This is a genomic window from Variovorax sp. P5_A3 (assembly GCF_056400665.1).
Window position 1 is genome coordinate 444,532 of sequence record NZ_JBFUKW010000001.1, and the last position, 9,150, is coordinate 453,681.

The 9,150-nt window shown below is 65.6% G+C and carries 10 protein-coding genes; 5 read left to right on the plus strand and 5 right to left on the minus strand.

Going from position 1 to position 9,150, the window contains the following annotated elements; genetic code table 11:
* Positions 1–5: 5 nt before the first annotated feature.
* Genes AC1D3B_RS02025 through AC1D3B_RS02035 form a run of 3 tightly spaced genes read left to right on the plus strand, consistent with a single transcriptional unit; the run spans position 6 to position 2,574 of the window.
* Positions 6–710, plus strand: coding sequence for an ABC transporter ATP-binding protein (locus AC1D3B_RS02025; protein ID WP_478188979.1), 705 nt, complete (start codon positions 6–8; stop codon positions 708–710).
* On the plus strand, positions 710–1,972 hold the full coding sequence (locus AC1D3B_RS02030) for an ABC transporter permease (protein WP_478188980.1): 1,263 nt from the start codon (positions 710–712) through the stop codon (positions 1,970–1,972). The genes AC1D3B_RS02025 and AC1D3B_RS02030 overlap by 1 nt, the downstream gene beginning before the upstream one ends.
* A gap of 2 nt (positions 1,973–1,974) precedes the next feature.
* Complete coding sequence (locus AC1D3B_RS02035; protein ID WP_478188981.1) at positions 1,975–2,574, plus strand: DUF3299 domain-containing protein; 600 nt, start codon at positions 1,975–1,977, stop codon at positions 2,572–2,574.
* A 54-nt stretch (positions 2,575–2,628) separates the two neighbouring features.
* Here AC1D3B_RS02035 and AC1D3B_RS02040 read toward each other — a convergent pair whose 3' ends face one another.
* On the minus strand, positions 2,629–3,891 hold the full coding sequence (locus tag AC1D3B_RS02040) for a glutamate carboxypeptidase (protein WP_478188982.1): 1,263 nt from the start codon (positions 3,889–3,891) through the stop codon (positions 2,629–2,631).
* A 182-nt stretch (positions 3,892–4,073) separates the two neighbouring features.
* Between AC1D3B_RS02040 and AC1D3B_RS02045 the strand changes: the two genes are divergently transcribed.
* Positions 4,074–4,283, plus strand: a complete 210-nt coding sequence (locus AC1D3B_RS02045; RefSeq protein WP_478188983.1) for a dodecin — start codon at positions 4,074–4,076, stop codon at positions 4,281–4,283.
* 114 nt (positions 4,284–4,397) lie between these two features.
* Here the strand turns inward: AC1D3B_RS02045 and AC1D3B_RS02050 are convergent, their stop codons facing one another.
* The 4 genes from AC1D3B_RS02050 to AC1D3B_RS02065 form a co-directional block, all read right to left on the minus strand.
* Positions 4,398–4,634, minus strand: a complete 237-nt coding sequence (locus AC1D3B_RS02050) for a hypothetical protein (RefSeq protein ID WP_478188984.1) — start codon at positions 4,632–4,634, stop codon at positions 4,398–4,400.
* Between the two features lie 118 nt (positions 4,635–4,752).
* Positions 4,753–5,640, minus strand: a complete 888-nt coding sequence (locus tag AC1D3B_RS02055) for a ZIP family metal transporter (RefSeq protein WP_478188985.1) — start codon at positions 5,638–5,640, stop codon at positions 4,753–4,755.
* Between the two features lie 154 nt (positions 5,641–5,794).
* Entirely contained in the window at positions 5,795–6,532 is a 738-nt protein-coding gene (locus AC1D3B_RS02060; protein WP_478189010.1) for an aspartate/glutamate racemase family protein, read from the minus strand.
* A gap of 125 nt (positions 6,533–6,657) precedes the next feature.
* Positions 6,658–7,542, minus strand: a complete 885-nt coding sequence (locus tag AC1D3B_RS02065; protein ID WP_478188986.1) for a transporter substrate-binding domain-containing protein — start codon at positions 7,540–7,542, stop codon at positions 6,658–6,660.
* Positions 7,543–7,753: 211 nt separating this feature from the next.
* Between AC1D3B_RS02065 and AC1D3B_RS02070 the strand changes: the two genes are divergently transcribed.
* Positions 7,754–8,965, plus strand: coding sequence for a D-amino acid dehydrogenase (locus AC1D3B_RS02070; RefSeq protein WP_478189011.1), 1,212 nt, complete (start codon positions 7,754–7,756; stop codon positions 8,963–8,965).
* Positions 8,966–9,150 lie beyond the last annotated feature (185 nt).

The window sequence follows — 9,150 nt, forward strand, 5'->3', positions numbered from 1 at the left end:
CGCACGTGACGCTCGTTCTCTCCGCCGAATCGCTGCGCTTCGGCTGGCCCGGCACCACAACGCCCTGCATCGACATCGAACGGCTCGGCATCTCGGCCGGCGAGGCCGTGTTCCTGCACGGGCCGAGCGGCTGCGGCAAGAGCACGCTGCTGTCGCTGCTGGCCGGGGTCCTGGTGGCCGACGCGGGCCGCATCACCCTGCTCGGGCATGACTGGGCCGCACAGTCGGGTGCCGCACGCGACCGGTCGCGCGTCGCGCATGTGGGCTACATCTTCCAGCAGTTCAACCTCCTGCCGTACCTCAGCGTGCTGGACAACGTGCTGCTGCCCTGTCGCTTCTCGGAGCGACGCATGTCGCGAGCCTCGCGCGACGGCACCGCACGCGGGCAGGCCGAATCGCTGCTCGCGCAGATGGGCCTCGACGAGAGCCTGTGGCATCGGCAGGCGATGCAACTGTCGGTCGGGCAGCAGCAACGCGTCGCGGCCGCCCGCGCGCTCATCGGCCATCCCGAAGTGGTGATCGCCGACGAGCCGACCTCCGCCCTCGACGAAGACCGCCGCGAGGCTTTCCTCGATGTGCTGCTTTTGGCCTGCAAGTCGAACCACAGCGCGCTGGTTTTCGTGAGCCACGACCGACGCATCGCCGAGCGCTTTTCGCGCCACGTCCTGCTGCCCGAGATCAATCGCGCCGTTTCGGGGGAGCCTCGCTGATGACGGCGCTGTTCGGCATCGCCTGGCGCAGCGCATGGAACCGGCGCTTCACCCTCGCGCTCACCGTGCTCTCGATCGCGCTGTCCACCTTCCTGCTCCTCGGTGTCGAACGCATCCGCACCGAGCTTCGCGAGAACTTCTCGTCGTCGGTGTCGGGCACCGATCTGATCGTCGGTGCACGCACCGGCTCCACGCAGTTGCTGCTCTATTCCGTGTTTCGCATCGGCGCCGCCACCAACAACATGCAGTGGAAGAGCGTGCAGGCACTCGCCGCACATCCCGGCGTCGATTGGGTCGTGCCGCTGTCGCTCGGCGACTCGCACCGCGGCTTCTCGGTGCTGGCCACGACGCCCGCCTATTTCGAGCACTTCCACTACGGCAACCGCCAGGCGCTCCAGTTGCGCGAGGGCAAGCCCTTCAGCGAGCTGTTCGATGCGGTCGTCGGTGCCGAGGTGGCCGACAAGCTGGGCTACCACGTGGGCCAGAAGATCACGCTGGCCCACGGCAGCGGCGAGCTCAATGTGTCCGAACACGCCGACAAGCCCTTCACGGTGGTGGGCGTGCTCGCGCGCACCGGCACGCCGGTCGATCGCACCGTGCACATCGGGCTTTCGGCGATGGAAGCCATTCACCTCGAATGGGTCGGCGGTGCGCCGATGCCGGGCGTGAATATCCCGGCCGAGCAGGTGCGCAAATTCGACCTCACGCCCAAGAACGTGACGGCCACGCTGGTCGGCCTGAAGAACCGGTCCGCCGTGTTCGCGGTGCAGCGCTGGATCTCTACCTATACCGACGAACCGCTGATGGCCATCCTCCCCGGCGTGGCGCTCGACGAGTTGTGGAGCGTGATCGGCATCGGCGAGAACGCGCTGCTGCTGATGTCGGCGCTGGTCGCGCTCGTCAGCCTCGCGGGGCTGGTATCGGTGGTGATGGCCAGCCTCAACGAGCGCCGCCGCGAGCTGGCCGTGCTGCGCGCGGTCGGCGCGAGCCTGCGTCACGTGCTCGCGCTGCTGGCGCTCGAAGGTGCGCTGGTCACGCTGCTGGGCGTGGCGATCGGCATCGTCTTCGCAGTGATCGGCATCGCTCTGCTCTCGCCCTGGCTTCAGTCGCAGTTCGGACTCGCCCTGCACCTGTCCGAACCTACACTGAACGAATGGACCTTGATTGCGAGTCTCGTGGTGGCCGGCTGGGTGGCCAGCCTGCTGCCGGGCATTCGCGCCTATCGGCTTTCCTTGGCTGATGGGCTTTCACCCAGGATCTGAACATGACCTTGCGACTTCCCGTTTCCTTCCTCCTCGCCGTCGTCATCGCCGGCAGTGCGCTCGCAGCCGAGCCTTCGCCGCAGGCGACCTCGCCGACCAATCCCCTTGGCGTCAAGCCAGCCGACGCCAAGCCCGCGCCGGGCCAGCCCCGCGTCATCTCGTGGGAAGAACTCGTGCCCAGGGACTGGGATCCCATGAAGGAACTCAAGGGCATGGACCTGAGCAAGCTCGACGACAGCGACCCGCGCGCCAACGAGATGCTGATGAAGCTGCAGGAAGCGTCGAACAACGCGCCGACCAACGCCGCGATGAACGGCGTCGAGGTCAAGATCCCCGGCTTCATCGTGCCGCTCGAAGAGAACAAGGGCGAAGTCACCGAGTTCTTGCTGGTGCCCTACTTCGGCGCCTGCATCCACACGCCGCCGCCGCCGGCCAACCAGATCCTGCATGTGCGCCCGAAGCAAGGCGCGAAGTTCCGCGCCATGGACACCGTGTGGGTCACCGGCAAGCTGCAGACCCTGCGGAACGATTCGATGATGGGTGTGAGCGGCTACCACGTCACCGCCGACAGCGTCACCAAATACACCGGCGGCGCGAAGTAGCCCGGGAGGGTTGCTACAGCGGCTTCGTCATGAAGACGCTGTTCGGGTAAACCTTCACTGCTTGCCGATCTCGGTCAGCAGCCGCGTGACGAGGTACAGGCGCGGGACGATCGAGTCGACCTCGATGTATTCGTCCTTCGCGTGGTAGCCGAAGCCGGCCAGGCCGAAACTCTCGACCACTGTGGCCTTGCCCGAGCGGCCGGCAAACCCGGCATCGGTGCCGCCACCGGTCATGGGCGCCAGCCCCAGTTCGCGGTCAATTTCCTTGTAGATGGCCTGCGCCTTCGCGCCGAGGGCGGCACCCTTCTCGCCGGCGAGGAATGCGGGGCGGCCCACCTCGACCTTCAACGTCGTTTCGGTGTCAGGAATCAGCTTTCCGCTGGCGATCTTGCTTTGCAGCGCCGCTTCGAGCTTCTTCTCGGCGCCGGGCTGCGTGATGCGGATGTCGCCGAGCGCCTGCGCCTTCGCAGTGATCTGGTTGAGCGGGCCGTTGGCGCTCGCCACGGTCCAGTTCAATGTCGCGCCGGGCGTGTCCTTGGGGATGTCCTTGGTCTGGAGCATCTGGTAGGCCAGCTCGTAGAGCGCGTTGCGGCCCAGTTCAGGCGCGGCGCCTGCGTGCGCTGCACGACCCGTCACATTGAGCGTGGCCGTCGCGATGCCGGCGGCGCCCAGCAGCAGCGACTCGCCCTTCGCCACCGACTTCGCGGCGGTCGGCTCGAAGGACAGGACGGTGTCGTGCTGTTCTGCCAGCGTGGCGATCAGTTCGCCGGAGCCGACCGAACCCACTTCCTCGTCGGGATTGAACAGCACGGTGAGCGTGTCGTAGTCGCGCCAGCCGGCATCCGCGAGGATCTTCAGCGAAGCGAGCATCACCGCGATGCCGCCCTTGTCGTCCGCGATGCCGGGGCCGTAGATCCGATTGCCGTCAACCTTGTACGGCTGCGTGCCGAGGATGCCCTGCGCATACACCGTGTCCATATGCGCCTGCAGCATGATCTTGCGCTTGCCCGTGCCCTTGAGCGTGCCGATGACGATGTCGGCACCCGCGCCGGCCGTGGCCTTGCGACGCTCGGTCTTGAAGCCCATCCCCTTGAGCTGGCCTTCGACCACGCCGGCCATTTTCTGCAGGCCATCGACGTTGAGGCTGCCCGATTCGATCAGCACCATTTCCTTGAGGCTGTCGATCACCGCGGGCTGCGCTTTTTCAGCAGCCTCGAGCAGCTTGGCATCGGGCGCGGCATGCGCCGACGCTGCCGCGAGCATCAGTCCGCCGGCCAGCGCGATGGAAGAAAGGGCGCCGTTAACACGTTGATTCATCATTTCGAGAGGGGAAGTTGAATGGCGGGGAAAGCATATTTCACGCCGACGCACCCACAAGCAAATGCGTGACATCCACCAACAGCCCCGGGTTTCAACTAGGCACCACGACCGCTTGCAACGTGCCAACATGGCGCGACGGGCAAGTGCAATCCGCACGCCCACTGCGGCAGGAGACCCCCATGTCCAATCACGTCTACAAGCTCCTCGAACTCACCGGTTCGTCGCCGACGAGCAGCGACGATGCGGTACAGCGCGCCATCGCCAAAGCCAGCGAATCGGTGCGCAACATCCAGTGGTTCCAGGTCACGGAAACCCGCGGCCACGTGGCCGACGGCAAGGTCGCCCACTGGCAAGTGACCATCAAAGTCGGCTTCACCCTCGAGGACTAGGCACTACCCGCACCCAGTATCAGGAATACCGCGGAACCGGCTCCGCCGGGCCGCCGGTATTGCCCCCGGTAGGGGATGGGCGGCCACACGCAGTGGGCAAGCCTGGGGGCGAGCTCAGTCCGGTGCTTGAATCACGCGATCGAATTCCTCGTCGGCGATGACGTTGTCTGCGTCGAGTTCGCTCGCGTCGGTCAGGTCGATGCCGGTTTCCTCGGACAACTCGTCGGTCGCTTCGGTGTCCTCTTCGTCGAACTCATCCTCGGCATCCTCGGGCAAGGTGTCTTCGGTTTCGTCGATCTCGGGTTCGTCTGCGGCTTCTCCGGAACGCAGAGGGGGGTCGGCGCTGATCATGATCGGACTCCTGGCTGACTGATGTTTCGCATGATGCACCCCGAGTGTGGGTCCCAGCCGAATCAGCCACTTCGGCGAAGGGGCAACAAGCGTGTCAGAAAGTGCCGCGGATGTCCACTCAGTCCTTGTGGTCGGACGCCTCGTGCGCATGGTCGTGGTCGGCTGCGTCGTGCGCATGATCGTGGCCGGCGTGCGCGAACCGGCTCACCAGGGTGACGAGCAGGATGCCGATCGCCAGCCACACGATCTGAAGGGCCGTCTGTCGCGCCGGCAGCCGCTTCTGCAGTTGCGGGATCAGGTCGGCCAGCGCAACATAGATGAAGCTGCTGGAAGCCAGCACCAGGAAGTACGGCAGCCAGCCGTGCAACTGGTCGACCAGCCACCAGCCCACGAGCCCGCCGAGCGCGGTCATGGTGCCGGCCAGCGACACCTTGACGAGGGCGATGCGCTGGTTGGATGAGCTCTGGCGCAGAACGACCAGGTCACCGATGTGGTGGGGCACTTCGTGCGCGAGCACGGCGATCGCGGCAACCAGCCCCAGGCGCATGTCCGCAATGAAGGCCGAGGCGATCAGGATGCCGTCGCCGAAGCAATGCACGCTGTCGCCGGTGAGCACGGCCCAGCCGCCGCCCTTGCCCGTATCGGCATGGGGATGGGCGTGTGCATGGCCATGGGCATGGGCATGGCCGTGGGCGGAACCGTCCTCCCCTTGATGATGTTCATGGCCGTGGTGCCACAACTCCGCCTTGTCGAGCAGGAAGAAGAAGACCAGCCCGAACAACAGCACGCCGAACAGGATGGCCGGCTCGATGCGGCTTTCGAAGGCTTCGGGCAGAAGGTGCATGAAGGCGGTCGCCAGCAGGGCGCCCGCGGCGAGGCTCAACAGGTGCTGCGGATTCACGCCGCCGGAGCCACTGCGCACGCCCACGCGCAGCAGGAGCGCGGCGATCCAGACACTTCCGATGCCGGCGACCAGGGTCGCGGCGATGATGGCTAACAAGTTCATGACTGCTTGCGCAATGGTGGCAAAACAAAAGCCGTCCATCGGACGGCTTTCGATCGAAAGCAGCTGGCGGATGCGGCCTGGGCCGCACCGTTGGCTTCAACCCGGGCCGGTGCAGTTGCCGGTGGCCAGGACAGCCTTCATCTTATCAACCGTGTCAAGCGTCGTAGGCCCGGGCCGCGAGTGCCGACGCAAGGACCCGGGCCGGATCGACGAGCCTGAGTCCATCCACTGCCGCCGAGCCTTCCAGCCCGAGGGGAATCTCGGTGCATCCCATGACGATCGCCACCGGTCCGTGACGCCGCGCGAGTTGCAGCGCGACTTCGCTGAAGCAGGACTGCGCCAGTGACATGTCGCCCGCCTTCACACCGTCGTAGATGCCGCGCATGAGGATTTGCCGCTCGTCGTCGAGCGGCAGGTGGCAGGCCATGCCGGCGTCCGCCATCGCCTGTTCGTAGAGGCCGATGCGGTAGGTTCCTTCGGTCGCCATCAGCGCCACGTCGCGCACCCCTTGCGCGGCCAGCTGCGCCGAGACTTCACGCGCGACGTGCAACACCTCGATGTGCGGAAAACGCGCCTGCAAGGTGCCGTGCCACGCATGCGCCGTGTTGCACGCAATCGCCACCGCCCGACTGCCCAGCGCGGCGAGCCGCCCCAGGGCCTGCAGCATCGGCTCCAGCGGCTGATGCGCACCGAGCCCGTCGGACTCGAGCGCGCCGCTGCGGTCCGGCACAGGCACCTGCGCCAGCCAGTGCTCCGGAAAGCCCTGGTCCCGCACCGCCTCCCCCCGCGCCCGCATCCGCCGCGCGCAGGCATCGACGAACAGCCGCACGAAATCCGCGCCCGCCGCCGGCCCCATTCCACCGAGGATGCCAACCACTTGCGTCACGCCAATCCTCCCTCACAACGCATCCATCGAAAATTCCAGAAACACCACGGATCCGGCTCCGCCGGTCCGCCGGTGTTGCCCCCTGCAAGGGGGTGGAGAGCGACACGCAGTGCGCGAGCCTGGGGGTGTGCTCATGTCATTGGTTTGTCGCTAGGCGCCTTGATGTTCTCGCGCAGTTGTGGGCTCATCGGCAGGTTCAGCGGCACGCCCTTGGGTGGGATCGGCTGCATGAACCACTTGTTGTACATCTTCTCGAACTCTCCGCTCTTCATGAGGCCGATGAAGGTGTCGTCCACCAGCTTCTTGAAGGCCGGGTCGTCCTTGGCCATCATGCAGCCGTAGGGTTCGACCTGCAGCGCATCCCCTACCACTTCGAAGTCGGCCGGGTTCTTGGCATTGGCGATCAGGCCGAACAGCAGGATGTCGTCCATCGCGAAGGCCACGGCGCGGTCGCTTTCCACCAGCAGGAACGCGTCGGCGTGGTCCTTGCCGAGGACGATGTCCATGTCGAGGTTCTTGTCGGTGTTGTACTTGCGCATGACCAGCGCATTGGTGGTTCCGGTGGTGCTAGCCACGGTTTTCTTAGCGAGGTCGCCGTAGTTCTTGATGCCGGAAGATTTCTTCACCAGCAGGCGGGTGCCGGTGTAGAAGTGGTTGATGGCGAAGGCGACGTCCTTGCCGCGGGCGGTGTTGTTGGTGGTGGAGCCACACTCCAGGTCGACGGTGCCGTTGGTGATGAGGGGAATGCGGTTCTGCGAGGTCACCGCCATCAAGGCGACTTCGAGGTTGGGCTTGTTGAGCTTCTTCTTGACCGCATCGACCACTGCGTTCGACAGCTCGACGGAGAAACCAATCGGCTTGTTGGGGCCGTCGAGGTAGCTGAAGGGCACGGAGGACTCCCGGTAGGCCAAGGTGATCTTTCCGGATTCGGCGATCTTGGCCAGGGTGTCGGCGGCTTGTGCGCCCGTCGCGGCGGCGGAGAGCAGGACGGCTGCCGTCAATGCGGAGAGTTTCATGCGAGCCCTTTCAATGGTTTTGAAGTGAAACGAAGTGTAGGAAGCATTCCCACGGCCGTCACAATTCCTTTTGCACCCAAGCCCATGACCAAAAGTTATGGCTTCGCCAGCCCATGAGCTTTGGCTATGGGGCGCCCTGTTTTTGGCATTTCCTCGTGGGCGATGCCCCGCCTAGAGTCGACGCATTCGAACTTCAAGAGGAGGCCGCGTGATGCGCGTGTGCGTGCTGGGTGCCGGCATCGTGGGCTTGGCCACGGCATGGCAGTTGAACCGCGAGGGTCACGAGGTGTGCGTGATCGATCGCGCCGCGCCGGGTGCCGGTGCGAGCGGCGGCAATGGTGCGCAGTTGAGCTATTCGTACGTGCAGCCGCTGGCGGATCCGTCGATCTGGAGGCAGTTGCCGAAGCTGCTGCTGTCGCCCTCCTCCCCGCTCAAGTTGCGTCCTCAACTCGATCCGTTGCAGTGGCGCTGGGGGATGGCTTTCCTGGCGGCGTGCAATGCGCAGACTTCTCGCGAGACGACGGTTCGACTTCTTGCATTGGCGGCGGAGAGTCGTGCGGCCTTCGAGGAGATGCGTGCGGACATCGCGCCCGATTGCGATTTTTCGGCGACAGGCAAGCTGGTCCTCTATGCCACCGAAGCGTCGCTCGAAGGTGCGCGCCGGCAGCTCGAACTGCAGCGTGACCTGGGCAGCGAGCAGCGGCTGGTCACGCCCGACGAATGCGTCGCGCTCGAACCGGCGTTGGCGAGCTATCGCGGGCAGATGGCCGGGGCGATCCATACGCCGAGCGAATGCGCGGCGGATTGCCTGAAGGTGTGCGTTGAACTCGTGCAGGCATTGCAGACGCGTGGTGTCCGGTTTGTGCTCGATACCGAGATCGAGGGTTTCGACGTGCGCCGTGGGCGCGTTGCAGCGGTGAAGACCTCGGCAGGAGACGTTGAAGCGGAGGCTTTCGTCATGGCACTGGGGACGGCGTCGCACCGCCTGGGGCGCGAACTGGGCGCATACCTTCCGGTGTATCCGCTCAAGGGGTACAGCATCACCGTGGACGTCGATCCGACACCAGGCGCGGCACCCCATGTGAACGTGACGGACAGCGCCCGCAAGGTGGTGTTCGCGCGCATCGGGTCACGTCTTCGGGTGGCGGGCATGGCCGAACTGGTCGGGCATGACGCGAGCATTCCGGCGGCGCGTATCGAGACGCTCGCGGAGGCTACCCGGGCTGTCTTTCCTGATGTTGGTGGTCTCGATGAGTTGCATCCTTGGACTGGGATGCGGCCGGCCACGCCTACCGGGGTTCCGATCGTCGGGCGGCTTGTTCCGGCACCTTCGAACATGGTCTTCAATACGGGGCATGGGGCGCTGGGGTTTACGCTGGCGTTTGGGTCTGCGCTTCGGGTTGTGCGGGAGATTGAACGTTGACCCTTCGGGGGAGCGCCCGGTAGGCGGTGCGGGCCGGTCGACCCCGCTACGCCGGCCCTTCGGGCTTCCCTGCAGTGCTCGCTTCAGGCGGGGTCCGCGCAAACTCGCTTCGCTCAAACACGCGCGGCCCTTATCCGCCTGAAGCTGCGCGCTTCGGCGGCGCAGAGGGGTCGCCCAACCCGCAC